Here is a 24,460-nt window from a genome sequence, read left to right as displayed (position 1 = left end):
TCCGGTCCTCTCTGCGGTGGTTCGGGGGCGAAAGCACCACGATGACCTGCCCGGGCGGACGGGGCTACGCACGGAGGTGAGCATTTCCGGTGCGACGCACCGCTCGAGCGGCCGTTGTCAGTGGGCGCGGGCACCATGGATGACGGGATGCGGTTACGCCCCACAGGGTCCGGGGCGAGCCCTCGGAGCGAGGTCGCGAGGAGAGGGGGCCGGGCGATGAGCGGGCGGGCGAGCGCGGTGCAGCGGCGCATCATGGCGGACGCGGAGCCGGTGACGGGGCGGCTCTCCGGGACACCCGCGCAGCTGGAGGGTCTGGTCGCACGCGGTCTCGCGTTCCGGCACGCACGGCCGCCGCGGGCGTATTTCCTGACGCCTGCGGGTCACCGCTTCCGAGAGGAGCTGCGCAGTGCCGCCGCGCCGCCTGCGCCGGCCCACGAGGCGGGCTCCGGGGTGTTCGCCGCCCGTGCCGGTGAGCCGGGCGAGGCCCCGTCCGGTCCGGCCCGTGCCCGCGAAGTGCACAGCGCCTGGCAGGGATTGATCGAGCTGCGCCGTATGACCCATCGGGACGGGTCGACCGAGCGGCCCTGCGCCTGGGAGCGCAGCCATCTGGTGCAGGCCGCCGCACTCGCCCTCGAGGCTGCGGGATGCACCCCGGCGAGCTCCACCGCATCCGGGTACCGGGTCGGTGCCACGCCGCAGCCCGAGGCGGTCGCGGTCCGCTTCGTACCCGGCGGCACGGACGGGCGATCCACCGGGGACGACGGGACCCTGGACGCCTGCGCCCGCGCCCTCGATGCCGCGGGATGGCAGGTCGGCAGCCACACGGAGCGCGGCGGCGGCCGCTGCGTGCTGGCCTCGCCCCGTCGCGTATGACCGGCGGTTCCTGCCCGGAATGCCGTACGGTCCGGGGCTGTTGGACACGTCCGGACCGGGGCGGGCCGCGCGATCGTCCACCGGAGCCGTGCCGCACGCACGTCGCACACATGTCGAAGGGGAAGCATGTCCGAGCCATTCACCGTGCCCGTGACCGTCCGGGGATACGAGACCGACATCCAGGGCCACCTGAACCAGGCGGTGTACCTGCAGTACGCGGAGCACGCCCGCTGGTCGCTGCTGCGGGCCAGCGGCATCTCCCAGCAGGACCTGCACGGCAAGGGCGTGGGCCCGGTCGTCCTGGAGACCACCATCCGCTACCGGCGGGAACTGCTCGCCGGTGACGAGGTCGACGTCAGCTGCACGTTCGTCTGGGGCGAGGGGAAGACGTTCCGGGTCGAGCAGACGCTGCGCAGGGCGGACGGGCAGCTCGCCGCTGAACTGACCTCCGTCGGCGGAGTGTTGGACCTGTCGGCGCGCCGTCTCGTGGCCGACCCGACGGAGCCGTTCCGGTCCCTCGCCGCGACTCCGTCCCTGATGGGCCTGTAGCGCCCGCGGACGTGACCGACGGGGCGGACCCGGCACACCGATGCCGGATCCGCCCCGTCCGGGCGTACGTTCCTCAGGACCTCGAGTGGACCTTCCGGCCCGCTCAGTGGGCCGTCGCCGTCTCCTTCTCGGTGCGCGGCTCCGCGAGGTCCTCCCCCGCTTCCATCGGGTGCGTGACGTCCTCGGCGTCCTTGCCCTTGCCGATGTGGTTGAACACCAGGTTGAGCACGACGGCCGCGACACAGCCGGTGGAGATACCGGAGTCGAGGATGATCATCGCGGTCTCGGGGAACGCGTGGTAGAACTCCGGCGCGGCGATCGGGATCAGGCCGACCGCGAGCGCGACGGCGACGATGAGGACGTTGTTGTCCTTCTCCAGACCGGCCTTGGCGAGCGTCTGGATACCACTGGCCGCCACCGAGCCGAACAGCACGACGCCGGCGCCGCCGAGCACCGGCCGGGGCACCGTCGCGATGAGCGAGGCGGCGATCGGACACAGGCCCATCAGGACGAGGAAGCCACCACCGACGGCGACCACGAACCGGCTGCGGATCTTCGTCATCGCGACCAGGCCGATGTTCTGCGCGAATGCGCTGGCCATGAAGCCGTTGAAGAACGGGGACAGGGCCGAGCCCAGGGTGTCGGCACGCAGGCCGGCCGCGATCGTCTTCTCGTCGGCCGGGCGCTCGACGATCTCGCCGAGGGCCAGCATGTCAGCGGTCGACTCGGTCATCGAGACGATCATGACGACGCACATCGAGATGATCGCGGCGGCGGCGAACTGCGGTGCACCGAAGTGGAACGGGGTCGGGAAGCCGACGATGTCCGCCTCGCCGACGGCGCTGAAGTCGGTCACGCCGAACGGAACGGCGATCACGGTGCCGATGACAAGGCCGAGCAGTACGGCGATCTGCTTGACGAACCCGCTGGTGAAGCGCCGGATCAGCAGCACGATCACGAGCGTGATACCGGCCAGGCCCAGGTACTTCATCGACCCGTAGTCGTCGGCTTCGGGTACCGGTCCCTGCGCCCAGCCGAAGGCGACGGGCATCAGGGAGACACCGATCAGGGTGATCACCGAGCCGGTGACGACCGGCGGGAAGAAGCGGATCAGCTTCGAGAAGAACGGCGCGGCTATGAACCCGAGCAGACCCGCCACGATGATCGCGCCGAAGATGATCGGCAGCGCGTCGTCCTTGTTCTCGGTCTGGTCGATGATGGCGAGCATCGGGGCGACGCCTGCGAAGGTGACGCCGTTGACGAACGGCAGTCGGGCGCCGATCTTCCAGATGCCGAGCGTCTGCAGGAAGGTGGCGAGGCCCGCGGTGAGCAGGCTCGCGCCGGTGAGGAAGGTGAGTTCCTTCGCGGAGAGCCCGACGGCCGCTCCGACGATCAGGGGCGGGGCCACCACTCCTGCGTACATCGCGGCCACGTGCTGGAGGCCGCTGGTCATCATCTTCAGGGGCGGAAGTGTCTCGTCGACCGGGTGCTTGGTCGGCTTCTGGTCGCGGACGTTTTCGTCCTCTGGCACGGCGACTGCTTTTCGAACCCTGGGCGTTGCTGCCACGGCGGTTCCTCCGGTCGGTTGACGCGTCGCCAGCGACGCGGGTGTCATGGAGGTCGTTCGGACGGGCGCACTCGGTGAGGTGCGGGTGGTGCTGTCGCGGGTCGATGGTGTGAGGAGGGGTGAGGGTGCCGGCGAGTGCGGTCGCGCGGTGCTGCGGGTCGTGAGGTCCAACCGGCGGCGGGGGCCGGGCAGTTGAACGGTCGTGCGGCTCGTGCGGGTGGTACGTGGACGGTTCACCGGTCGGTGGACGCGGGCCGTGGCTCGCGTCCACCGATCGCGGCTGCCGTGGATCCCGCTCGGATCCACGGCTCCGGCTGAGGGCCGTCCCCCTCGGCCGGACATCCTGGTCAGGCTCCGGCGGCGATACGGGCGAGGCGCTGGGCCTCGTCGCGCGCGGACCTGGCGATGCGGTCCTCGTCGGCGGTCAGCAGGCGATCGTGTTCGACGATCTGCCGTCCGCCGACGAAGGAAGCGGTGACCGGCGCGGCTGCGCCGAAGACGAGTGCGGTGACCGGGTCGGCGATGGTGGAGTGGGCGAGGCCGTCCATCTTCCACAGGACGACGTCGGCGAGCTTGTCGGCCTCGACGGAGCCGGTCTGGTCGCCGCGGCCGAGCACGCGGGCGCCGCCGTGGGTCCCCAGGCGCAGTGCCTGGCGGGCGTTCAGGGCGGCTTCGCGGTGGGCGCCGAGGCGGTTGATGAGCAGGGCGTTGCGCAGTTCGGTGTGCAGTTCGCCGGACTCGTTGGAGGCGGTGCCGTCCACCCCGAGGCCGACGGGTACGCCGGCGGCGAGCATGTCGGGCACCCGGGCGATGCCGGCGGCGAGGCGCGCATTGGAGGAGGGGCAGTGCGCGACGCCGGTGCCGGTGCGGGCGAAGGCGGCGATGTCGGCGTCGTTCATGTGGACGCAGTGCGCCATCCACACGTCGTCACCGAGCCAGCCGGTCGACTCGAAGTACTCGGTCGGGCCCATGCCGAACAGCTCGTGGCAGAACTTCTCCTCCTCCACGGTCTCCGAGCCGTGGGTATGCAGCCGTACCCCCTTGGAGCGGGCCAACTCGGCGCCCTGCTTCATGAGTTCGGTGGAGACGGAGAAGGGTGAGCAGGGGGCGACGGCGATCTGGGTCATCGCGTCGAAGGAGGAGTCGTGGTGCTTGTCGACGGTGTCGGCGGTCGCGGCGAGCGCTCGGTCGAGGGACTCGACGGCGAAGTCCGGCGGCAGTCCGCCGTCCGTGACGCCCCGGTCCATGGAGCCGCGGGCGAGGGTGAATCGCACCCCCATGTCGCGGGCGGCGCCGATGATCGCGCCGGAGAGGTCGCCGGAGCCCTGCGGGAAGACGTAGTGGTGGTCCATGGCGGTGGTGACTCCACCGCGGGCCATCATCGCGAGGGATCCCTCGGCGGCGGCCCTGACCATCGGCTCGTCGATGCGCGCCCACGTGGGATAGAGGGCGACGAGCCAGTTGAAGAGGTTGTGATCGGTGGCGAGGCCGCGCGTGATCCACTGGTAGAAGTGGTGGTGCGTGTTGACCAGGCCCGGGGTCAGCAAGTGGCCGGTGCCGTCGATGCGGCGGACGACGTCCTGGAGGTCCTCGGGGGCCGGTCCCGCGCCCACCGACTCGATGCGGTCGTCCGCGACGACCACGTGTCCGTGGGCGTATTCGGTGTCCTGGGCGTCCACCGTCGCGATGGCACAGTTCTCGATGACGATGCGCGAAGCCGCCATGGCGGTTCCTCGTTCCTCTCACGGGTGGGGTGGCACCCGGATCGTTACGGACTCGGGGGTCGAGCGGGGTGACGACCGAGTCCGCGGTGCGCTGACGAACGCGTGAACTCCGTTCGCCTGCGCGGATGTTGCGCAGATGCCCCCGCTCCCCTCCTGTCCCCCGGAACTGCTGCCGGGGCAGACGCCGGCGCACGCGCGTCGGAGGTTTTCAGGCTGCCGGCCCTGCGGGGGCAGGGCCGGCACACTGACACCTGGTCAGTTCACCTGCAGGTGCTACAGGTTGGTCAGGTCGACCGGGATCTGCGGCTCGATGCCGTCCCGCAGGACGGTCGCCTCGATGAGGCCGTAGGGCCGGTCGGCGGCGTAGTACACCTCGTTGTCGTTCTTGAGGCCGAACGGCTCGAGGTCCACCAGGAAGTGGTGCTTGTTCGGGAGCGAGAAGCGGATCTCGTCGATCTCCGAACGGTGGTTGATGATGCGCGAACCCATTTGGTACAGGGTCTGCTGCAGCGACAGCGAGTAGGTCTCGGCGAAGGCCTGCAGCATGTGCTTCTTGACCTGCTCGTAGGACTTCTCCCAGTTGGGCATCCGCTGCTCGTCGTCGGTCCAGTTGAACCGCCAGCGGCTCGACACCTCGGTGGCCAGGATGCGGTCGTACGCCTCCTGCAGGGTCGTGTACTTGTCCTTGATGTAGCCCCAGAACTCCGAGTTGGTGGAGTTCATGACGACGAGGTCCTTGAGCCCGGAGATGACCTCCCAGTTCTCACCGTCGTAGGTGATCTGGGTGAGTCGCGTCTCCTGGCCCTTGCGGACGAAGGAGTGCTTGACCTCGTCGGCACCGATGAACTTGGAGTTGGCCTCCGAGGTCTCGATGCGGTCCCAGGAGTACTCCTCGATACGGATGCGCGCCCGGTGGATCGGCTCCTGGCTCGACACGAAGTGCCGGGCGAGGTGGATGCCGAACTGCTCGGCGGACTCGATGCCGTACTCCTTGGCGAACGCGTACACCGTGTTCTTGGTGGTGTCGGTCGGCAGGCAGTGGGCGTTGGAGCCGGAGTAGTGGACGTCGTCGAGGTCGCCGGAGAGGGCGACGGAGACGTTCAGGTCCTTGATGTGGTGGGTGTCGCCGTCCCGCGTGATCTTGACGACGCGGTTCTCTGCTTTGCCGTACTGGTTCTTGCCGAGAATCGTGGGCATGTCTGCTAGCTCCCTCGGTATACGGAGTAGCCGAACGGGTTGAGCAGCAGCGGTACGTGATAGTGCTCGCCCGGCACGACGGCGAACGTGATCGCCACCTCCGGGAAGAACGCACCGCTGTCCCGATTCGCGGGGGCGTCCTGCTGCGCCTCGGCTTTCTGTTCGTTCCTGGTCAGGAAGTACGTCTCGGTCGCGAAGTCGAGACGTACATGGGTGGTGCCCACCGGCAGCGCCGGCAGGTCCTTGCAACGCCCGTCGGCGTCCGTCTGCGAGCCACCGAGGTCCACGAACTCACCGGCGCCACTGCGCGCGGAGAGTTGCACCGGGACGGCTGCGGCCGGGCGGCCGAGGCTGGTGTCCAGGATGTGCGTGGACACGGAGGCGGTCGTGTCGGTGCTCATGCTTGTCCCCCTGACTTCGTGTGGGTGGTGTCCCCACCTTCTCCTGCGAGACGGGTGAGCCGGATGCGGTTGATCTTGCCCAGTTCGGTGCGGACGATCTCCCGCTCCGCTCCGGGCTCGTTCTCGATCCGGTTCTTGAGGCGGTCGAGCATGAACTCGGCCGTCGCGCCGGTCGCGCAGATCAGGAAGACGTGTCCGAACTTCTCCTGGTAGGCCAGGTTGAGTTCGAGCAGTTCTGCCTTGAGCTCCTCGGAGGCGCCTGCCATGCCGCGCTGTTCACGAGCCGATGTGGGGTCGCCCGGCTTGGGGCGGCCGATCGGGGGGTGTCCCGCCATCGCCTCCTCGAGATCCTCGACGGCGAGTTCGGCCATGGCGGCGTCGCTCGCGGCGAAGAGGGAATCGACGGTGGCGTAGGGGCGCTGGGCGAGCAGTTTGCTCCCCCAGACGGAACTGGCGCACACCTCGGTCAGTTCCGCAGCGAGTGCGGACTCTTCCAGGGTGTTGAACCGGGCGAGGCCCGGGGTGGTGCTCGACGTCACGGGAGCCTCCGTGGCTGTGCTGGACGGGCTGCGAATAGCTAAGACCTTCCACAACACTGCGTCAACAGTTTGTTGAAATCATTTGAACAAACGAGCCGCCGCCCGCGATCCGGGCGACGGCTCGTGTACTACGCGTGAGTACGCGCATGCTCAACGGGACGTAAGTCACTCACCCTTGGCAGCGTTTTCCCTGTTCAGGTAGTTGTAGACGGTGAACCGGGAGACGCCGAGCGCACCGGCGACGGTCTCCACGCCATGTCGCACGGAAAAGGCACCGCGGCCCTCGAGTATCCGGACGACCTCCTGCTTGGACTTTCGGTCGAGCTCGGCGAGCGGCACGCCGTGGCGGCGCTCGAGGGCGGCGAGGATCCGGTCGAGCGAGTCCGCGAGCTGCGGGAGCCGGACGGCGACCAGGTCCTCGCCCTCCCAGTTGAGGACCACGTCGTCGTCGGCGGCCTGAGCGGGCGGGATCAGTTCGCCGCCCATCGCGTCGACCAGGGGCTTGACCGCGGCGGTGAAGGGGTGGTCCCTCGGTTCGGTCACCGCTCCACCTCCGGGGCCTCGGCCGCCTCGTCCCCGATCACATTCACCTGCAGGGAGACCCGGGTCGCCCCTGCGGCGAGCGATCTGCGCAGCAGGGCGTCCACCGCGGTCAGCACCTCGTCGGCACGGCCCTCGGCCGTATTGCCGAACGGGCCGACGTCGACGGCGTCCAGGTCCGCGGTCTGCACGACGTCGCGGGCCACCACCGCATGGGATGGCGCCTCGTCGAGGTCGAAGGGCTCGGTCGTGAACTCCACTCGCAATCGCACGCCGTCAACCTACTGGGCGGACCGCGCCGGCACCTCCGCCGGAGCCGATTTCTGTCCGGTCCCTCTTGACAAGCAGGAACCTCGAACGGCAATCTTCCATCAAGTAGAAAGTAACTTCCGCGATGCGGAAGGCCGCTACACGGAAGGAGCGCCCACCCCTCATGGGCTTCACGGACCAGCGCTTCAATGTCAACCTGTCGATTCTCTACACCGAGCTCCCGCTCCTGGAGCGCCCCGCGGCCGCCGCGGCGGCCGGCTTCACCGCGGTGGAGCTGTGGTGGCCCTGGGTCGACTCCGCCACCCCCGAGCAGTCCGAACTCGACGCCCTGAAGTCGGCGATCGAGGACGCGGGCGTCCAGCTCACCGGCCTCAACTTCTACGCCGGGCAGCTGCCGGGCCCCGACCGCGGTGCCCTCAGCATCCCGGGCGAGGAGTCCGAGAAGTTCCGCGCCAACCTCAAGGTCGCCGCCGACTTCGCCGCCTCCCTCGGCTGCAAGGCGCTCAACGCGCTCTACGGCAACCGCGTCGACGGCGTGGACCCGGCCGAGCAGGACAAGCTCGCGCTCGAGAACCTGCAGCTCGCCGCCCGCGAGGCCGACCGCATCGGCGCGATCCTGCTGATCGAGGCGCTGAACGCGCCGGAGTCGCCGAAGTGCCCGATCGTGAGCGCCCCGAAGGCGATCGAGATCGTCGACGCGGTGAACGCCGCCACCGGGCTCGGCAACGCCAAGTTCCTCATGGACCTGTACCACCTGTCCATGAACGGCGAGACCGTCGAGGGCCTGGAGCAGATCATCGACACGTACGCCGCCAAGACCGGGCACGTGCAGATCGCCGACAACCCCGGCCGCGGCGCCCCCGGCACCGGCGACCTGCCCCTGGAGTCCCTCCTCGACCGCCTGTCGAAGGCCGGATACGAGGGCTACGTCGGCCTGGAGTACAAGCCCGGCGACAAGCCGAGCACGGAGGCGTTCGGCTGGCTCCCGGCCGAGGCCCGCGCGGCGCGCTGAGCGCGCCCCCGTTCCACTTCGTAGGACCGCAGTCAGGTCCCCGCGCGGTACCGCCGCCGGCTCCCGCGGGACCTCAGCAAGAAAGGCACCCTCATGAGCACCCTCCCGAAGATTGCCTGGATCGGCCTCGGCATCATGGGCTCCCCCATGTCCGAGAACCTGATCAAGGCGGGTTACGACGTCACCGGCTTCACCCTGGAGCAGGACAAGCTGGACCGCCTGGCCGCCGCCGGCGGCACCTCGGCGAAGTCGATCGCCGAGGCCGTCAAGGACGCCGACGTGATCGTCACGATGGTCCCCGCGTCCCCGCAGGTCGAGGCCATCGCGTACGGCCAGGACGGCATCCTGGAGAACGCGAAGTCCGGCGCTCTGGTGATCGACATGTCCTCGATCACGCCGCAGACCTCGGTCGACCTGGCGAAGAACGCCAAGGAGAAGGGCATCCGCGTCATCGACGCCCCTGTCTCCGGCGGCGAGGCCGGCGCCATCGAGGCCGTCCTGTCCATCATGGTCGGCGGCGAGCAGGCCGACTTCGACGAGGCCAAGCCCCTCCTCGACGCGCTCGGCAAGACGATCGTGCTCTGCGGCCCGCACGGCTCCGGTCAGACGGTGAAGGCCGCCAACCAGCTGATCGTCGCGGTCAACATCCAGGCCTGCGCCGAGGCCGTCGTCTTCCTGGAGAAGTCCGGCGTCGACCTGGCCGCCGCCCTTGACGTCCTCAACGGCGGCCTGGCCGGTTCCACGGTCCTGACCCGCAAGAAGGACAACTTCCTCAACCGGGACTTCAAGCCCGGTTTCCGGATCGACCTGCACCACAAGGACATGGGCATCGTCACCGACGCCGCCCGCAATGTCGGTGCCTCGCTGCCGGTCGGCGGCGTGGTCGCCCAGCTCGTCGCCTCGCTGCGCGCCCAGGGTGACGGCGGCCTCGACCACTCGGCGCTGCTGCGCTCGGTCGAGCGTCTGTCCGGCGAGAAGCCGGCCGCCTGACACCTCGGCAACCACACTTCCCGGGCCGGAGTTGGACCGCCAACTCCGGCCCGGTGAAACAGACTTCCGGTCGGCGGTGGCGCTGACACCTGTCCTGTCGCGCCCTGGCGCCGCCGCCGTCCGGATGCTTTGCCGTACCGCCGCACGCCCCGTACGCGGGGCCGAAAGCCGCGGTTCGCGTTTCTTCAACAAACTGTTGACGTTCGGTTCAGGCCGAACTTACGCTCCACGTGGCGGAAACAGTTTTCCGCTCAGCAGCTCCCGCATGGAAGGTCAACCCGACATCATGGCGCAGCGCGTGCTTACGACCGAGTCCGGTGCTCCGGTCGCCGACAATCAGAACTCCGCCACCGCCGGCGTCGGTGGCCCCATCCTGCTGCAGGACCAGCACCTCCTCGAGAAGCTCGCGCGCTTCAACCGCGAGCGCATCCCGGAGCGCGTCGTGCATGCCCGCGGCTCCGGCGCCTACGGCTACTTCGAGGTGACCGACGACGTCACCGGCTTCACCTCCGCGGACTTCCTCGGCGAGATCGGCAAGCGCACCGAGCTGTTCCTGCGCTTCTCCACCGTCGCCGACAACCTCGGCGGGGCGGACGCGGTCCGCGACCCGCGCGGCTTCGCGCTGAAGTTCTACACCGAAGAGGGCAACTACGACCTCGTCGGCAACAACACCCCGGTGTTCTTCATCAAGGACCCGCTGAAGTTCCCCGACTTCATCCACTCCCAGAAGCGCGACCCCTTCACGGGCAAGCAGGAGGCGGAGAACGTCTGGGACTTCTGGGCGCACGCCCCCGAGGCCACCCACCAGGTCACCTGGCTGATGGGCGACCGCGGTATCCCCGCCTCGTACCGCCACATGAACGGCTACGGATCCCACACCTACCAGTGGACCAACGCCCAGGGTGAGGCCTTCTTCGTCAAGTACCACTTCAAGACGAACCAGGGCATCCGCTCGCTCTCCGCCGAGCAGGGCGCCGAGCTGGCCGGCCAGGACCCGAACTCGCACCAGACGGACCTGCTGCAGGCCATCGAGCGCGGCGTGAACCCGTCCTGGACGCTCTACGTGCAGGTCATGCCGGCCGCCGAGGCCGCGGACTACCGCTTCAACCCGTTCGACCTCACCAAGGTGTGGCCGCACAGCGACTACCCGCTGCAGCGCGTGGGCCGTCTGGTCCTCGACCGCAATCCGGACAACGTGTTCGCCGAGGTCGAGCAGGCCGCGTTCTCGCCGAACAACTTCGTTCCCGGCATCGGCCCTTCGCCGGACAAGATGCTGCAGGGCCGCCTGTTCGCCTACGCGGACGCGCACCGCTACCGCCTGGGCGTCAACCACACCCAGCTCGCGGTGAACGCCCCGCGCGCCACCGAGGCGAACAACTACGGCCGCGACGGCCTGATGGCCTCCAACCCGCAGGCCCGCGGCGCCAAGAACTACGAGCCCAACTCGTACGACGGTCCGGCCGAGACCGGCCGGCCGCTGGCCGCACCGCTCGCGGTGACCGGGCACACCGGCGCACACGAGGCACCGGCGCACACGAAGGACGACGACTTCTTCCAGGCCGGCGAGCTCTACCGGCTGATGGGCGAGGACGAGAAGGGACGTCTGGTGGCGAACATCGCCGGCGGCCTCTCGCAGGTCTCGCGCGACGACGTCGTCGAGAAGAACCTGGCCCACTTCCACGCCGCCGACCCGGACTACGGCAAGCGCGTCGAAGACGCCGTCCGCGCCCTGCGCGAGGACTGAGTCACTCCCCGTCAGGGGAGCAACTCGCAGGCAGCGCCCGGGACCTGACGGGAGGTCGGGGATTCCGGGCGCCTGCCCGCACCGAGGGCCCGTATGAGGGGTGGCCTCCGGTGCGGGCAGTCCGCTCCGGCGGACGAGGGGGTGTCTGACACCTCCTGACATGGGACCGCGACGGCGTGCGAGCCAGTGCGGTGGTGAAGCCGACGTGTCTCTCCCGACCTGAGGGAGCGGCTCCGAAGGTCATCGCACCCGCCGCGGTCCCGGCATCAGCCACAGGTCTTTCGGAGCCGGCTCTCCGAAGACGAGGCGCGGAGTACGGACGGTCCCGTACTCCGCGCCTTCGGCGTTGCCCCGACGCGCGTTCAGCGGAACGGCTCGACCGACACCTCCTCCGCGTCCGGCACCCGCCCCCTGGTCTCCTGAGCGGCCAGCGCGTCCAGGGCCGCGGCGATCGCCGGGTGCTGCGCACTGCCCGCCCGTACGACCCGCACGAGCCGGCGTGAGGGCAGCTGATCCCCCGTCAACGACGTGCGTACGACGGGGAGATCGGCCGGGATGCGCACCAGGCGAGGGACGAGCGCGATGCCGAGACCCAGGCCCACCAGAGTCGCCCGCAGCGAGAAGTCCTGGGCCTGGTGGGCGACGGTGGGCGTGAATCCGGCTCCTTCGCACGCCGCCAGTTCGAGCCGCCGTGTCGAGGTGCCCGGCTGACCCACGACCCATGGCTCGCCCGCCAGTTCGCACAGCGCCACCGTCCGTTCTCCGGCGCGCGGATGGTCCCGGTGCGTCAGCAGGTCGTAGGGGTCGTCGAAGAGGGCCGCGTGGTCGAAGCGGGCGTCGTCGAGCGGCGGTCCGGTGGGCGTCGATTCGACGACGGCCAGATCGGCATCCCCCGAGAACAACAGGTCGTAGGCGTCGGGTGGTTCGGCCTCGCGCAGCTCGACGGTGAGTTCGGGCCACTCGGCCTGGAGGCGGGCGACGATCGGGGCGAGCAGCGTGCAGCACGCGGTGGGGAATCCGGCGACGCGCAGCACTCCGCTCGGCACCGAGGACTGAGCGGCGTGCAGCTGGCTCTCGGCCTCCTGCCAGTACTGCTCGATGTGGTCGGCGTGGCGCAGCAGTCCGCGTGCGGCGGGCGTGAGCCGGACCCGCCGCCCGTGCGGCTCGAGCAGATCGACGCCCAGCTCCCGGGAGAGGCGCCGGATCTGCTGCGAAGCCGCGGACGGGGTCATGTGGACGGCCTCGGCGGCCGCCGTGACGGTTCCGTAGCGGGCGACGGCCCGCAGGACGGCCAGACGTCGCAGATCAATCATGAAGCTTTTGTACACGACTTCACGCAGATATCGAACCTGGAAATACATGGTCGACGGAGTGAGGCTGGCATGGACGGACACCACCTCTTCCGGAAGGAACGCCGCTGCCATGCCTGCAACGCCGCCGCCCCACGGCCCCGCCCGCACCGCCTGCCCGTACTGCGGCTGGCCGGACGAGGAACCGGCCCAGACGGTCGTCTCGGAGCACCGCACCGGCTGCGGCGTCACCCGGTGGACCCGCTGCTGGTGCGGCTCGCTGCAGGTCCGCCAGATCACGGCGGACGGCACGCGGGTCTCCGCACGCGGCCGGCCCGCCGTGTCGACCCGACCGGAGCGGGCACAGGATGTCGGGTCGTGCAGGCTTGGTCCTTCCTAGCGTTGGTGAGGCAACGAAGAAGGACGGAAGGAGCCCGGGGTGCTGGACCGGCTCAATGCGGCGTTGGACCACATCGAGGACCATCTCGAGGACCGGATCGAGGCCGCGGAACTGGCCCGGATCGCCTGGACGTCGGAGTACCACCTGCGCCGGCTGTTCTCGGCGCTCGCCGGGATGCCGCTGTCCGAGTACATCCGGCGCAGGCGCCTCACGGTGGCCGGCGCGGAAGTGCTTGCCGGCGAGCGGACGCTCCTGGATATCGCGGTGCGCCACGGCTACACGTCGGCGGAGGCGTTCGCACGGGCGTTCCGCCAGGTGCACGGCGTCGGGCCCGGTGAGGCCCGGCGCACTGGTGCGAGCCTCAGATCCCAGGCCCGGATGTCCTTCCGTCTCACCATCGAAGGGAGCAGCAGTATGCGTTACCGCATCGTCGAGCGGGACGAGTTCCGGATGGCCGGCAGGGGGACCGTGGTGCCTCTCGTGTACGAGGGCATGAACCCCGCGATCGTCGACTTCATCCGGAGCATCGGCAGGGAGAACCTGCGGCGGCTGGAGGAGCTGTCGGACAGCGAACCGCGCGGCGTGCTCGCCGCGGTCGAGAACCCCTCCGGCGACCGGGCGTCGTGGGAGGAGGGGACCGAACTCGACTACTTCCACGGGGCGGTGACCACCCGGGCCGCGCCGGAGGACATGGAGACCCTGGTCGTCCCCGCGGGCACCTGGGCGGTCTTCGAGGCCTCCGGCGAGTTCCCGGCCGCCGTGCAGTACCTGTGGCGGGACATCTTCACCGAGTGGTTCCCGTCCAACCCGTACCGGCTCCGCCCCGGCCCCGAGCTGTCTCGTACGACCGTCTCGGAGGACGGCACGACGGCGGACGGGGAGATCTGGATCCCGGTGGAGCGCGAGTCGGGCTGAGGCCCGCCACCGGGCCGTCACACGGACGCCCGCGCACCGGATCCGGTGCGCGGGCGTCTTCAGGAGCGGCACCGGCCGGGCCGCGGAGGGTCCTCCGTGGACGTGCGTCCGTGGAAGCGCGGACCGGGCCGGTGACGTGCTGGGCGTCAGACCTTGAGCGGCCTGATCGCGGTCGGGGCGTGACCGGGCTCGGTGGCGAGCTCCTCGAACTCCTTCACCGCACTGATGTCCGCGGTCGGGCTCATCGAGATGTTGGTGATCCGCTCCAAGATCGCCTCGACGACGACCGGGACCCGGTGCTCCTGGGCGAGCTTCTTGGCCTGCTCGAAGGCGGTGGCGAGGTCCGCCGGGTCGGTGACCCGGATCGCCTTGCAGCCGAGGCCCTCGGCGACCTTGACGTGGTCGACGCCGTACACACCGAGCTCGGGGCTGTTCTGGTTCTCGAACTCCAGGTTGACCTCGAAGTTGATCTCCAGGCCGATCTGCGCCTGCCGGATCAGGCCCAAGTAGGCGTTGTTCACCAGGACATGGACGTACGGGATGCGGTGCTGGGCACCGACCGCCAGCTCCTCGATCATGAACTGGAAGTCGTAGTCGCCGGAGAGCGCGACGACCTGGGCGTCCGGGTCGGCCTTGGCGACACCGAGGGCGGCCGGGATGGTCCAGCCGAGCGGGCCCGCCTGGCCGCAGTTGATCCAGTGCCGCGGCTTGTAGACGTGCAGCATCTGGGCGCCGGCGATCTGCGAGAGACCGATCGTGGTGACGTAGCGGGTGTCGGGGCCGAAGGCCTTGTTCATCTCCTCGTACACGCGCTGCGGCTTCATCGGGACGTTGTCGAAGTGCGTGCGGCGCTGCAGCGTGGACTTGCGCTCCAGGTGGGAGGCGATCCACTCGGAGCGGTCGGGGAGCTTGCCCGCGGCCTTGAGTTCGCGCGCCACCTCGACGAAGAGCTCCAGGGCCGCCTTCGCGTCGGAGGCGATGCCGTAGTCCGGGGCGAAGATCTTGCCGATCTGGGTGGGCTCGATGTCGACGTGCACGAACTTGCGGCCCTCGGTGTAGACGCCGAGGTTGTAGCCGGTGTGCCGGTTCGCCCAGCGGTTGCCGATACCGAGGACGAAGTCGGACTCGAGGAACGTGGCGTTGCCGTAGCGGTGGCCGGTCTGCTGACCGACCATGCCGGCGTTCAGCTCGTGGTCGTCCGCGATGGTGCCCCAGCCCATCAGGGTGGGCACCACCGGCGTACCGGTGAGCTCGGCGAACTCGACGAGCAGGTCGCTGGCGTCGGCGTTGATGATGCCGCCGCCCGCGATGATCAGCGGCCGCTCCGACTCGAGCAGGAAGCCGATCGCCTTCTCGATCTGGGCGCGGGTCGCGGCCGGCTTGTAGACCGACAGCGGCTCGTACGTCTCCGGGTCGAAGTCGATCTCGGTCTGCTGCACGTCGATCGGCAGGTCGATGAGGACCGGGCCGGGACGGCCGGAGCGCATCAGGTGGAAGGCCTGCTGGAAGACACCCGGGACCTGGGCGGCCTCGAGGACGGTGGTCGCGGCCTTGGCGACCGGCTTGGCGATCGAGGCGATGTCGACGGCCTGGAAGTCCTCCTTGGCCAGGAGGTGGCTGGGCGCCTGGCCGGTGATGCACAGGATCGGGATGGAGTCACCGGTGGCCGAGTACAGACCGGTGATCATGTCGGTGCCGGCCGGGCCCGAAGTGCCGATGCAGACACCGATGTTGCCGGGGTTGGTGCGGGTGTAGCCCTCGGCCATGTGCGAGGCGCCCTCGACGTGCCGGGCGAGCGTGTGGTCGATGCCACCGCCCTCCTTCAGCGCCTTGTAGAACGGGTTGATCGCGGCGCCCGGCACTCCGAACGCGTTGGTCACGCCTTCCCGCTTGAGGATCTCCACTGCCGCGCGGGCGGCTGTCATTCGGGGCATCGGGCACTCCTGCGTCGGCCGTCGGACTGTCTGTCCCTGGATCTGAGATGTCTCCGGCGTCCCGTGCCGTCTCCGGTGCGGGACCGACTCACTCTCTTCACTTCCACTATGTGGAAGTCATGTTCTGCGATACGGAAGCAATGTATGAGCAGGTCGCGCGGGTCGTCAAGAGCGAACGGGCGGATCGTCCTCGACTTCGCATGCGAGCCCCCCTCGACGTCCCGAAGTCCCTCCCCAGAACTTCGCCAGTGGTGGACGATGGGGGGACGCCGTCGCACAGCAGGCACAGAGTCGTAAGGGGGGCCGACGCGCCATGACAGAGAGCGTTCCGGTGCGCTGCCCCGAATGCCGCCGCGAACATCTCTATGCGCCGCCGGCCTTCCCCTGCAGCTGCGGGACCCCTGTCACGCCGCCCCTGCTGCGCGGGGCCACCGCAGCCCCGGTCGTCCAGCGGACCTGGGCCGAGGAGTGGGTGACCGTGCGCTGTCCCGCCTGCGGCCGCCAGGACCAATGGCCCCAGCCCGAGCTCGGCTGCACCTGCGGTACGGCCCTGCGCATCCCGGTGAAGTCCGTGGCGACCGGCCCACCGCCCGCGGAGACCCTCCTCCCGCCGCACATTCCGCTGCCGCCGACCGCCCCGACCCCGCGCCCGGCCTTCCACCCGGTGACCATCCGTACCGCCCGCGACGCGGTGACGGCCGCGGCGCTCTACCTGAAGTGGCTCGGCTACCGCGAGGTGCACAGCACCGAACCGCGCGAGGACGCGACGACGGGCCTGCGCGCGCCCGGCCTCGTCGCCCAGGTCGAACCGACCACCCGGCCCGCGAACGTCCGGGACGTCGAATGCCTCTGGCTGAGCGGCCTGTCCGCCTCCGCGATCGGCGTGTACTTCACCCTGGCCGGCTACACCGACGAGGCCCGCCAGCGCGCCGACACCCTCGCCGTCCCCCTCTTCGTCCTCGACCTCACCGGCACCCCGCAACCGGTCAACAGCCCGGCGGACGAACTGGTGACGACCGGGGCCTGACCCCGCGCCACCCCGCCAGCCCTGCCACGGGACACACCGGGACACATCACGAGGCGGCCACGTCCGGGACACCGGCGGACCCCGCGATGTTCATCCCCAGGGGCACAACTGCGCCTTCGGACCTCAGGTCTAACCACTGACCACCCGCGCCACGGCGCACAGACAACCGAAGGGCACCTTCCGCATGCGCATCCATCGCGCCTTCGCCGCCACGGCAACCCTCGCACTGGGGTCGGCCGTACTCGCGGCACCGGCCGCCACAGCCGCCCCGGAGGCCGCCGCAGCCACCGTCGCCCACCAGGACGGAAAGCTCACGTACCAGGCCACCCCCGGCCAGCAGAACAGGCTCACGGTCGACGAGGAGATCGAGGACCGCGGCGAGTCCGGGTCGTACTACGTACTCACCTTCCAGGACCGCTACGACATCACCGTCGACCCGGCGGCGGCCGAATGGGACGAGTGCACGTACCCCGCGCAGGACGATCGCACCACGGTGCGCTGCGCGGTCGAGATCCCGCAGAACTCGGACGACTCCGACAGCTACGTCATCGACCTCGGCGACCAGGACGACACCGCGACCCTCGAGCCGGACAGCGACGCATGGGCCAGGGTGGACGGAGGCGAGGGTGACGACGTCCTCCAGGCGTCCGCGTCCGCCGTCCTGCACGGCGACGGGGGCGACGACCGACTCGTCGGCGGCGGCGGCCCGTTCGGCTTCGGCTCCTACGGCGGCGACGGCGACGACACCCTCACCGAGTGCGGACAGGACTGCTTCGGCGGACCCGGGAACGACTCCCTGACCGGCACCGGCGAGCAGAACAACCTGCACGGCGACGACGGCGACGACATCCTGCACGGCAACGGCGGCGACGACGTCCTGCACGGCGGCAGGGACAACGACACCCTGTACGGCGAGGACGGCGACGACACACTGTGGGGCAACACCGGTGACGACGTCCTGTGGGGCGGCCCGGGCACCGACGAGCTCTCCGGCGGCGCCGGCAACAACGAGCTGCACCAGGACTGATCTCGGCCCGAGTGCCCCGAGTCGCGCCCGCCGCCCTCCTCGGCCGCGGGCGCGACGCCCCGGGACTGCGCGGACGACCGCCCCGAAGGAACGGCCCCGAGCGCCGCATCGATACTGGTCCACGTGACGATTCGACTCGCTCTGGGGCATGAGCTGCCCGAACTCCAGGCCATCGAGCTGGCCGCCGGAGAACTGTTCCGCCCGCTCGGCATGGTCCGCATCGCCGACGACGAGCCGCCCGCCACCGAGACGCTGGAGGAGTTCCGGCAGGCGGGCCGCGCCTGGGTGCACACCGGCGACGGCGACCACCCACTGGCCTACCTGCTCGGCGAACCGCTCGACGGCGCTCTGCACATCGAACAGGTCACCGTGCTCCCCACCGCTTCCCGCCGCGGCCTCGGCCGCCAACTCATCGACCATGCCGAGGAGTTCGCGATCCGGTCCGGACTCACCGCGCTCACCCTGACGACGTTCACCGACGTCCCGTGGAACGCGCCGTACTACGAGCGCCTCGGCTTCCGCCCACTCCCCGAGGACGCGCTCACACCGGGACTGATCGCCGTACGCACCCACGAGACCGAACTCGGCCTCGACGCCTGGCCCAGGGTCTGCATGCACCGCCCGGCCGGACTCCGGCCGACTGCCGAGAGGCGCTGACTCGCCCTGATACGCGGCTACTTGGACGCGTCCCCCAGCTTCGATTCGATCCAGTCGACGCCGAAGTCGACCACCGTGCGCGCGTCGAGAAGATGACTGCGCGCGGCACCCACGGTCCCGGTGCTCCCCAGACCCGCCGCGAGCAGATCGCCCGCAATCGCGTCGAACGGATCACGCCCCTCGTCCACCACCGCCGCGTAGTCGAAGGCACCCAGCGAGGAGTCGATGTCGACGAAACGCCGCCAGACCCTCAACCCACCCTCGATCAGGGGCTGTTCGTACGTCACGAACTTCTTCCCCGGCGCCGTCGCCAGCGCCTCCGCGTGATGCAGCAGGGTCAGGGTCTCCAGGGGCGCACCGAGCATGAGCACCCGGCCTCCGACGTCGACCAGCTTCGCCAGCGGGCTGCCCGGTCCGTGCGGGTGGTCCCACGGATGGTCGGCCGTCAACTCCCGGGCCACGGCGCCGAGGGCGGCGCAGCTCGCGTCGGGGTGGCGGCTGCGCACGGCGCCCGGCGTGCGGCGCAGAGCGTCCGGGAGGCGCCCGTTGGCATGGTCGGGTTCGGCCGACTCCGGTTCGTAGGCGGGGTGTTCGGCCCGCACCGCGCGCTGCCACGGTTCGGGCCACTCGGTGAAGTCGTACGGCAGAGCGTCGTTCCAGCCACAGGTGACCATGAGCGTGCCGCGCTCCCCCACCACCGTGCGCAGCGCCTCCACGACCGTGCGCGGGCCGCCGGCCACGTAACCGATGGCCGACAGCCGGGTGTGGAACATGACGACGTCGCCCGAGCCCAGCCCCAGTGCCGCCAGGTCATCGACGAGTTGGCTGTGGGTGACCGGCCCGTCGGAGCGTCGCAGCAGTTCCGCTTCGTCCATGGGCCGACGGTATCGGTCAGTGCGTGTAGCGGCGCCGCAGTTCGACCTTGCGGACCTTGCCGGAGACGGTCATCGGGAAGTCCTCGACGATCTCGAGGCGGCTCGGGATCTTGTAGTGCGCGAGCCGTTCGGCGCAGAAGTCGCGGAGTTCGTCCACGGTGAGCGGGTCGTCGGCCTCGCGCGGGACGACACAGGCGAGCACCTCCTCGCCGTACCGCTCGTGCGGTACGCCCACCACTTGCACATCGGCGATCTTGGGGTGGGTGTACAGGAACTCCTCGACCTCGCGCGGATAGACGTTCTCACCGCCCCTGATGATCATGTCCTTGATGCGGCCGACGATCCGCACGTAGCCGTCGTCCTGCATCACCGCCTGGTCGCCGGTGTGCATCCAGCGGCCCTGGTCGATGGCCTCCGCGGTGCGCTCGGGCTCGTCCCAGTAGCCGAGCATCACGCTGTAGCCGCGGGTGCAGAGCTCGCCGGGCTCTCCGCGCGGGACGGTGAGGCCGGTGGCCGGGTCGACGACCTTCACCTCGAGGTCGGGGTGGACACGGCCGACCGTGCCGGTGCGGCGCTCGAGGTCGTCGTCCATCCGGGTCTGCAGCGAGACGGGCGAGGTCTCGGTCATGCCGTAGCAGATGGACACCTCGTCCATGTGCATCTCGGCGACGACGCGCTTCATGACCTCCACCGGACAGGGCGAGCCGGCCATGATGCCGGTACGCAGGGTGGAGAGGTCGTACGCGGCGAAGTCGGACAGGTTCAGTTCGGCGATGAACATGGTGGGCACGCCGTACAGGGAGGTGCAGCGCTCCTGCTGCACGGCGGTGAGGGTAGCTGCCGGGTCGAAGGACGGGGCGGGGATCACCATGCAGGCGCCGTGCGAGGTGGCCGCGAGATTGCCCATCACCATGCCGAAGCAGTGGTAGAAGGGCACGGGCAGGCAGATGCGGTCCGCCTCCGTGTAGCCGACGAGGGCTCCGACGCGGTTGCCGTTGTTGAGGATGTTGTGGTGCGAGAGCGTGGCTCCCTTCGGGAAGCCTGTGGTGCCCGAGGTGTACTGGATGTTGATGGGGTCGTCGCAGGTCAACTCGGCGCCCCGGGTGTCCAGTTCGCGTTGTTCGACGGTGGCGCCCGCGGTGGCCAGGTCCTGCCAGGTCGGGTCGCCGATGTACACGGCCTCACGCAGGTCGGGGCAGTTGCCGCGGACCTGGTCGACCAGGGCTCGGTAGTCGCTGGACTTGTGGCCGAGTGAGGCGACCAGGACGCCGATGCCCGACTGCTTGAGCACGTACTCGAGTTCATGCGCCCGGTAGGCGGGGTTGATGTTGACGAGGACCGCACCGATGCGGGCCGTCGCGTACTGGATGAGCACCCACTCCGGGCAGTTGATCGCCCAGATGCCCACCCGGTCACCCTTGGCGACACCCTTGGCGATCAGTCCGCGGGCGAGCACGTCGACGTCCGCACCGAACTCCGCGTACGTCCACCGCCGCCCGCCTGCCACGTCCACGAGGGCGTCGCGGTCACCGAACCGGGCGATGCTCCGGTCCAGGTTCGCCCCGATGGTGTCGCCGAGCAGCGGACGGTCCGAGACGCCGTGCGCGTACGAGAGTGTGTTCGCCGGTACTTCTCCTCGTGCGCTCACCTGTACTCCTCCTCACGTTCCCGCTCCGTGGCGATCAGCATGCCCCGACCCGCCACCGCCCGCCTACCCTCACGCGCGAACATCCGCGGATGCGGCCCCGCGGAGATCCCGCAGAGGTCCCTGCCGCGGCTGAATGCGGTGTCGCGCCCACCGTCCGGGAGCTACCCTCCGCGGCATGCACCTGCTCAGCGTCAACGTCGGCCGCCCCCGCCCGGAGGAGTACGCCGGCTCCCCCAGCGGCACCACCGGCATCCACAAGGAACCGGTCGACGGGCCTGTCCGTGTCACCGATCCGGGCCCGCGGGGCCAGGGCGGCAGCGGCCTGGACGGGGACGCGGTGTGCGATCTGCGCCATCACGGCGGCAGCGACCAGGCGGTGTACGCGTACGCCCGCGAGGACCTGGACGGTTGGGAGCACGACCTCGGACGTCCGCTTCCCTCCGGCTCCTTCGGTGAGAACTTGACCACCTCCGGCATCGACCTCAACGAGGCACTGATCGGCGAGCGTTGGCGGATCGGACCCGACGTGCTCCTGGAGATCACCAGTGGCCGGATCCCCTGCCGCACCTTCCAGGCACGGCTCGGTGAGCCCGGCTGGGTCAAGCGTTTCACCCGGCAGGCGACCACGGGCGTGTATCTGCGGGTGCTCGCCCCCGGCGAGATCCGTACCGGCGATCAGCTCTCCGTCGCACACCGCCCGGACCACGGCGTCACCGCCTCGCTGGCCTTCCGCGCGGTCACCCTCGAACGCGAACTGCTCCCGCGGATCCTGCCGGCCGCGGACGCCCTCCACGCAGAGGCCCTACGCCTGGCCCGGGAGTACGTTGCCCGGCTGAACGACCGTACGACACCGGGTAGTTGATCCATCCGCGGTGACTGCCCCGTACGGCGTTGCACCGAACGGGCCGCTCGGACCGTCCGCGCTCATGCCCCCCGCCCAGCTGGCTTGACGGGGACTCAACTCTCGTTGTCCACCACGGTGATGGCCCCACCAGCGTCCCGGTCCAGTGCCCGGCTGATGACCAGGCGCTGGATCTGATTGGTGCCCTCGAAGATCTGCATGACCTTGGCCTCGCGCATCAGGCGTTCCACCGGGAAGTCCCGGGTGTAGCCATAGCCGCCGAGTACCTGGACGGCGTCGGTGGTGACCTTCATGGCGTTGTCGGTGGAGACGAGTTTGGCGACCGACGCCTCGAGGGTGAACGGCAGTCCGAGGTCCCTGAGCCGGGCTGCGGACTGGGTGGTGGCGCGGGCGGAGACGATCGCGGCGTCCATGTCGGCGAGCATGAAGGCCAGCGCCTGGTGCTCGATGATCGGCTTGCCGAAGGTCTCGCGCTCCTGGGCGTAGCGCAGCGCCTGGTCAAGGGCCGACTGGGCGAGTCCGGTGGCCACGGCGGCGATACCGAGGCGGCCGCGGTCGAGTGAGGCGAGGGCGATGCGCAGACCTTGTCCCTCCTCGCCGATGCGGCGGTTCACGGGGATGCGGACGTCGTCGAAGCGCATGGTGGCGGTGGCCGAGCCGGTGAGGCCCATTTTCTTCTCCGGCGGGTCCGCGTTCAGGCCGGGGGTGTCCGCCGGGATCAGGAAGCAGCTGATGCCGTGCGAGCGGTCGTCGGACGTGCGGGCCATCACGGTGTAGAAGTCGGCGTGGCCGCCGTGCGTGGTCCAGGCTTTGGTGCCGCTGAGGACGTAATGGTCGCCGTCGCGGACGGCGCGGGTGCGCATCGCGGCCGGGTCCGATCCCGCGTGTGGCTCGGAAAGGCAGTAGGCGCCCAGGAGTTCGCCGCCGAGCAGGTCGGGCAGCCACTCGCGCTTCTGCTCCTCGGTGCCGTAGGCCGCCAGCCCGAAGCAGGCGAGGCCGTGCACCGAGACGCCGATGCCGACGCTGGACCAGACGGAGCCCAGCTCTTCGAGGACCTGGAGGTAGACCTCGTAGCTCTGGCCACCGCCGCCGTACTCCTCTTCGTACGGCAGGCCGAGCAGGCCGCTGCGGCCGAGCAGGCGGAAGACCTCGCGGGGGAAGGTGCCGTCGGCCTCGGCCTCGGTGGTCCTGGGCGCGAGCTCCTTGACCGCGAAGGTGCGGGTGAGCTCGATCAGGTCGGCGGCTTCCCTGGTGGGCAGGGTGCGAGTGGCCGGCATGGGGCACCTCCACGGGCTTCAATGATACGTCGAACAGTACGAAAGTATCAGTCGGCGTACCGTTCTGGAAGCGGGGACAGCGGGCCCCACCGTCAGGGCACGACCAGGGGTGACCACACCCGTGACGTGGAAGCCCCCGGTGCAGACAGCGAGGCCCGGACCGATGGTCACCCACCGGTCCGGGCCTCGCGCGCTCACGCGGTCCGGGCACGCCTGACGGCCTCAATCGTCTCCGGCCTGCGGCGGCCGGGCCGCCCCACCGATCAGGGAGGAGCGGCCGGCGCGATCGCCTGTCAGGCGTACAGACGGATGGAGTTGTAGGTCGTCAGGTCGTACGGCGGGTACCACCCGTTGCCACGCCCGAAGTCCGTGCAATTGACGCCGTCGGAAGTGCCGCAGGTCTCGGCGCCCGCGTTGTTGGTCTGGTTGTCGACCAGGTGGTACTTGCCCACCAGACCCGACAGCTTGTGGACACCGAGCGAGTAGAAGATGTCCTTCTTCGCGATCTGGCCGTTGAGGTCGGCGATGCACACCGCACCCCTGGGACAGCTGTCCGCCTTCACCTCGGCAGCGGCGGCCGGTGAGGCGGCGAAGCCGAGTACACCCGCGGCCACGGACAGTCCGACGGAGGCCCACATGGTCTTGCGCATTTCATCTCCCCGTTGCGGCACTCCGGTTGGAGTGCGTCGTCGGCAACTCCCGGTCCGGAGCGCCCTGGCCATGGAAAGGGGCTTCGCGGGCTTTCGTCAAGGACTCTCACGGTATTTCCTGACCATTCCCCCGTCTCCCGCCTTCCGTGACCCATGGAAAGCACCAGCGAAAGGGTTCGGTGAATTCCGCACTTCATCAAGAGCACATGGAGGCGCAGCTCCGTTCCGGAATCTTCACCACGGCGACGGAACCGGCCCGATGGCCTTGTGAACAGCGGATTTTCGCCCGTTCGATGCGTCGCACATTCTCCATATCCATCGGCGCGGGCGACAGAATCGCAATTCTTTCCGGGACAGTGCAACCATCACGGCGCATTTCGCGTCCAATCACGGCCCGAAATCCCCGTACACCCCCTCGACGCACCACGAGAACAGACCAGAAAAGCGCACATCATGATTCCGTCACGAATGCATCCACTGTGTTACGGCCTTT

At 69.7% G+C, this 24,460-nt stretch carries 23 protein-coding genes; 10 read left to right on the top strand and 13 right to left on the bottom strand.

Annotated features, from left to right (window positions below; genetic code table 11):
- Positions 1-216 precede the first annotated feature (216 nt).
- Positions 217-873, top strand: coding sequence for a hypothetical protein (locus DSC45_RS33680; RefSeq protein ID WP_119295837.1), 657 nt, complete (start codon positions 217-219; stop codon positions 871-873).
- A gap of 126 nt (positions 874-999) precedes the next feature.
- Complete coding sequence (locus tag DSC45_RS33675; protein ID WP_119295836.1) at positions 1,000-1,422, top strand: acyl-CoA thioesterase; 423 nt, start codon at positions 1,000-1,002, stop codon at positions 1,420-1,422.
- Between the two features lie 103 nt (positions 1,423-1,525).
- Here the strand turns inward: DSC45_RS33675 and DSC45_RS33670 are convergent, their stop codons facing one another.
- The 7 genes from DSC45_RS33670 to DSC45_RS33640 form a co-directional block, all read right to left on the bottom strand.
- The gene (locus tag DSC45_RS33670) at positions 1,526-2,878 is read right to left on the bottom strand and encodes a nucleobase:cation symporter-2 family protein (RefSeq protein ID WP_240435002.1); all 1,353 of its coding nucleotides are present in this window, start codon (positions 2,876-2,878) and stop codon (positions 1,526-1,528) included.
- Positions 2,879-3,336: 458 nt separating this feature from the next.
- Positions 3,337-4,713, bottom strand: a complete 1,377-nt coding sequence (locus tag DSC45_RS33665; RefSeq protein ID WP_119295834.1) for an 8-oxoguanine deaminase — start codon at positions 4,711-4,713, stop codon at positions 3,337-3,339.
- A gap of 273 nt (positions 4,714-4,986) precedes the next feature.
- Positions 4,987-5,910: a factor-independent urate hydroxylase gene (pucL, locus tag DSC45_RS33660; RefSeq protein ID WP_119295833.1), complete on the bottom strand. Its 924-nt coding sequence runs from the start codon at positions 5,908-5,910 to the stop codon at positions 4,987-4,989.
- 5 nt (positions 5,911-5,915) lie between these two features.
- Positions 5,916-6,311 carry a hydroxyisourate hydrolase gene (uraH, locus tag DSC45_RS33655; RefSeq protein WP_119295832.1) on the bottom strand — a complete coding sequence of 132 codons (396 nt, stop codon included), beginning with the start codon at positions 6,309-6,311 and terminating at the stop codon, positions 5,916-5,918.
- Complete coding sequence (uraD, locus tag DSC45_RS33650) at positions 6,308-6,850, bottom strand: 2-oxo-4-hydroxy-4-carboxy-5-ureidoimidazoline decarboxylase (RefSeq protein WP_119295831.1); 543 nt, start codon at positions 6,848-6,850, stop codon at positions 6,308-6,310. The genes uraH and uraD overlap by 4 nt, the downstream gene beginning before the upstream one ends.
- Before the next feature lie 165 nt (positions 6,851-7,015).
- Complete coding sequence (locus tag DSC45_RS33645) at positions 7,016-7,393, bottom strand: helix-turn-helix domain-containing protein (RefSeq protein ID WP_119295830.1); 378 nt, start codon at positions 7,391-7,393, stop codon at positions 7,016-7,018.
- A complete protein-coding gene (locus DSC45_RS33640; RefSeq protein WP_119295829.1) occupies positions 7,390-7,662 on the bottom strand; it encodes a YkoF family thiamine-binding protein in 273 nt (90 codons plus the stop codon). Before DSC45_RS33640 ends, DSC45_RS33645 begins: the two co-directional genes overlap by 4 nt.
- Before the next feature lie 161 nt (positions 7,663-7,823).
- Here DSC45_RS33640 and DSC45_RS33635 point away from each other — a divergent pair, with 161 nt between their 5' ends.
- The 3 genes from DSC45_RS33635 (at position 7,824) to DSC45_RS33625 (ending at position 11,406) form a co-directional block, all read left to right on the top strand.
- Positions 7,824-8,672: a TIM barrel protein gene (locus DSC45_RS33635; protein ID WP_119295828.1), complete on the top strand. Its 849-nt coding sequence runs from the start codon at positions 7,824-7,826 to the stop codon at positions 8,670-8,672.
- 93 nt (positions 8,673-8,765) lie between these two features.
- Positions 8,766-9,662: a 2-hydroxy-3-oxopropionate reductase gene (locus tag DSC45_RS33630; RefSeq protein WP_119295827.1), complete on the top strand. Its 897-nt coding sequence runs from the start codon at positions 8,766-8,768 to the stop codon at positions 9,660-9,662.
- 286 nt (positions 9,663-9,948) lie between these two features.
- Entirely contained in the window at positions 9,949-11,406 is a 1,458-nt protein-coding gene (locus tag DSC45_RS33625) for a catalase (RefSeq protein ID WP_119295826.1), read from the top strand.
- A gap of 362 nt (positions 11,407-11,768) precedes the next feature.
- On the opposite strand, the gene DSC45_RS33620 is transcribed toward DSC45_RS33625, so the two are convergent.
- Positions 11,769-13,007 (bottom strand): LysR family transcriptional regulator, encoded by a 1,239-nt coding sequence (locus DSC45_RS33620; RefSeq protein WP_346426699.1) that lies wholly within the window; start codon positions 13,005-13,007, stop codon positions 11,769-11,771.
- Between the two features lie 127 nt (positions 13,008-13,134).
- Between DSC45_RS33620 and DSC45_RS33610 the strand changes: the two genes are divergently transcribed.
- Positions 13,135-14,010 carry an AraC family transcriptional regulator gene (locus tag DSC45_RS33610; RefSeq protein ID WP_119295824.1) on the top strand — a complete coding sequence of 292 codons (876 nt, stop codon included), beginning with the start codon at positions 13,135-13,137 and terminating at the stop codon, positions 14,008-14,010.
- A 146-nt stretch (positions 14,011-14,156) separates the two neighbouring features.
- Here DSC45_RS33610 and gcl read toward each other — a convergent pair whose 3' ends face one another.
- Positions 14,157-15,944 carry a glyoxylate carboligase gene (gene gcl, locus DSC45_RS33605; RefSeq protein WP_119295823.1) on the bottom strand — a complete coding sequence of 596 codons (1,788 nt, stop codon included), beginning with the start codon at positions 15,942-15,944 and terminating at the stop codon, positions 14,157-14,159.
- A 313-nt stretch (positions 15,945-16,257) separates the two neighbouring features.
- Here gcl and DSC45_RS33600 point away from each other — a divergent pair, with 313 nt between their 5' ends.
- The 3 genes from DSC45_RS33600 to DSC45_RS33590 all read left to right on the top strand — a co-directional run bounded on the left by DSC45_RS33600 (position 16,258) and on the right by DSC45_RS33590 (position 18,655).
- Positions 16,258-16,971 (top strand): hypothetical protein, encoded by a 714-nt coding sequence (locus tag DSC45_RS33600; protein WP_119295822.1) that lies wholly within the window; start codon positions 16,258-16,260, stop codon positions 16,969-16,971.
- A 184-nt stretch (positions 16,972-17,155) separates the two neighbouring features.
- Positions 17,156-17,998: a calcium-binding protein gene (locus DSC45_RS33595; protein WP_119295821.1), complete on the top strand. Its 843-nt coding sequence runs from the start codon at positions 17,156-17,158 to the stop codon at positions 17,996-17,998.
- Between the two features lie 123 nt (positions 17,999-18,121).
- Positions 18,122-18,655 (top strand): GNAT family N-acetyltransferase, encoded by a 534-nt coding sequence (locus DSC45_RS33590; protein WP_240434999.1) that lies wholly within the window; start codon positions 18,122-18,124, stop codon positions 18,653-18,655.
- Between the two features lie 17 nt (positions 18,656-18,672).
- On the opposite strand, the gene aac(3) is transcribed toward DSC45_RS33590, so the two are convergent.
- Both aac(3) and DSC45_RS33580 read right to left on the bottom strand, forming a co-directional pair.
- Positions 18,673-19,530, bottom strand: coding sequence for an aminoglycoside 3-N-acetyltransferase (gene aac(3), locus DSC45_RS33585; RefSeq protein WP_119295820.1), 858 nt, complete (start codon positions 19,528-19,530; stop codon positions 18,673-18,675).
- Positions 19,531-19,546: 16 nt separating this feature from the next.
- Positions 19,547-21,178 carry an AMP-binding protein gene (locus DSC45_RS33580; RefSeq protein ID WP_119295819.1) on the bottom strand — a complete coding sequence of 544 codons (1,632 nt, stop codon included), beginning with the start codon at positions 21,176-21,178 and terminating at the stop codon, positions 19,547-19,549.
- Positions 21,179-21,353: 175 nt separating this feature from the next.
- Between DSC45_RS33580 and DSC45_RS33575 the strand changes: the two genes are divergently transcribed.
- Positions 21,354-22,040: an MOSC domain-containing protein gene (locus DSC45_RS33575; RefSeq protein WP_119295818.1), complete on the top strand. Its 687-nt coding sequence runs from the start codon at positions 21,354-21,356 to the stop codon at positions 22,038-22,040.
- 95 nt (positions 22,041-22,135) lie between these two features.
- Here the strand turns inward: DSC45_RS33575 and DSC45_RS33570 are convergent, their stop codons facing one another.
- Together DSC45_RS33570 and DSC45_RS33565 are read right to left on the bottom strand one after the other, a co-directional pair.
- On the bottom strand, positions 22,136-23,317 hold the full coding sequence (locus DSC45_RS33570) for an acyl-CoA dehydrogenase family protein (RefSeq protein ID WP_119295817.1): 1,182 nt from the start codon (positions 23,315-23,317) through the stop codon (positions 22,136-22,138).
- Positions 23,318-23,610: 293 nt separating this feature from the next.
- Positions 23,611-23,967 carry a hypothetical protein gene (locus tag DSC45_RS33565; RefSeq protein ID WP_119295816.1) on the bottom strand — a complete coding sequence of 119 codons (357 nt, stop codon included), beginning with the start codon at positions 23,965-23,967 and terminating at the stop codon, positions 23,611-23,613.
- Between the last annotated feature and the right edge of the window lie 493 nt (positions 23,968-24,460).

It is taken from the genome of Streptomyces sp. YIM 130001, assembly GCF_003574445.1.
Lineage (GTDB): Bacteria > Actinomycetota > Actinomycetes > Streptomycetales > Streptomycetaceae > Streptomyces.
Note: the sequence above shows the minus strand (reverse complement) of the source record. Positions and strands in the feature narration are given on the sequence as shown.

Bases quoted from the DNA above. Each gene is read 5' to 3' on its own strand.
- DSC45_RS33680 (WP_119295837.1), top strand. From the start codon at position 217: ATGAGCGGGCGGGCGAGCGCGGTGCAGCGGCGCATCATGGCGGACGCG.
- DSC45_RS33675 (WP_119295836.1), top strand. From the start codon at position 1,000: ATGTCCGAGCCATTCACCGTGCCCGTGACCGTCCGGGGATACGAGACC.
- DSC45_RS33670 (WP_240435002.1), bottom strand. From the start codon at position 2,878: ATGATGACCAGCGGCCTCCAGCACGTGGCCGCGATGTACGCAGGAGTG.
- DSC45_RS33665 (WP_119295834.1), bottom strand. From the start codon at position 4,713: ATGGCGGCTTCGCGCATCGTCATCGAGAACTGTGCCATCGCGACGGTG.
- pucL (WP_119295833.1), bottom strand. From the start codon at position 5,910: ATGCCCACGATTCTCGGCAAGAACCAGTACGGCAAAGCAGAGAACCGC.
- uraH (WP_119295832.1), bottom strand. From the start codon at position 6,311: ATGAGCACCGACACGACCGCCTCCGTGTCCACGCACATCCTGGACACC.
- DSC45_RS33635 (WP_119295828.1), top strand. From the start codon at position 7,824: ATGGGCTTCACGGACCAGCGCTTCAATGTCAACCTGTCGATTCTCTAC.
- DSC45_RS33630 (WP_119295827.1), top strand. From the start codon at position 8,766: ATGAGCACCCTCCCGAAGATTGCCTGGATCGGCCTCGGCATCATGGGC.
- DSC45_RS33625 (WP_119295826.1), top strand. From the start codon at position 9,949: ATGGCGCAGCGCGTGCTTACGACCGAGTCCGGTGCTCCGGTCGCCGAC.
- gcl (WP_119295823.1), bottom strand. From the start codon at position 15,944: ATGCCCCGAATGACAGCCGCCCGCGCGGCAGTGGAGATCCTCAAGCGG.
- DSC45_RS33600 (WP_119295822.1), top strand. From the start codon at position 16,258: ATGACAGAGAGCGTTCCGGTGCGCTGCCCCGAATGCCGCCGCGAACAT.
- DSC45_RS33595 (WP_119295821.1), top strand. From the start codon at position 17,156: ATGCGCATCCATCGCGCCTTCGCCGCCACGGCAACCCTCGCACTGGGG.
- DSC45_RS33575 (WP_119295818.1), top strand. From the start codon at position 21,354: ATGCACCTGCTCAGCGTCAACGTCGGCCGCCCCCGCCCGGAGGAGTAC.
- DSC45_RS33570 (WP_119295817.1), bottom strand. From the start codon at position 23,317: ATGCCGGCCACTCGCACCCTGCCCACCAGGGAAGCCGCCGACCTGATC.
- DSC45_RS33565 (WP_119295816.1), bottom strand. From the start codon at position 23,967: ATGCGCAAGACCATGTGGGCCTCCGTCGGACTGTCCGTGGCCGCGGGT.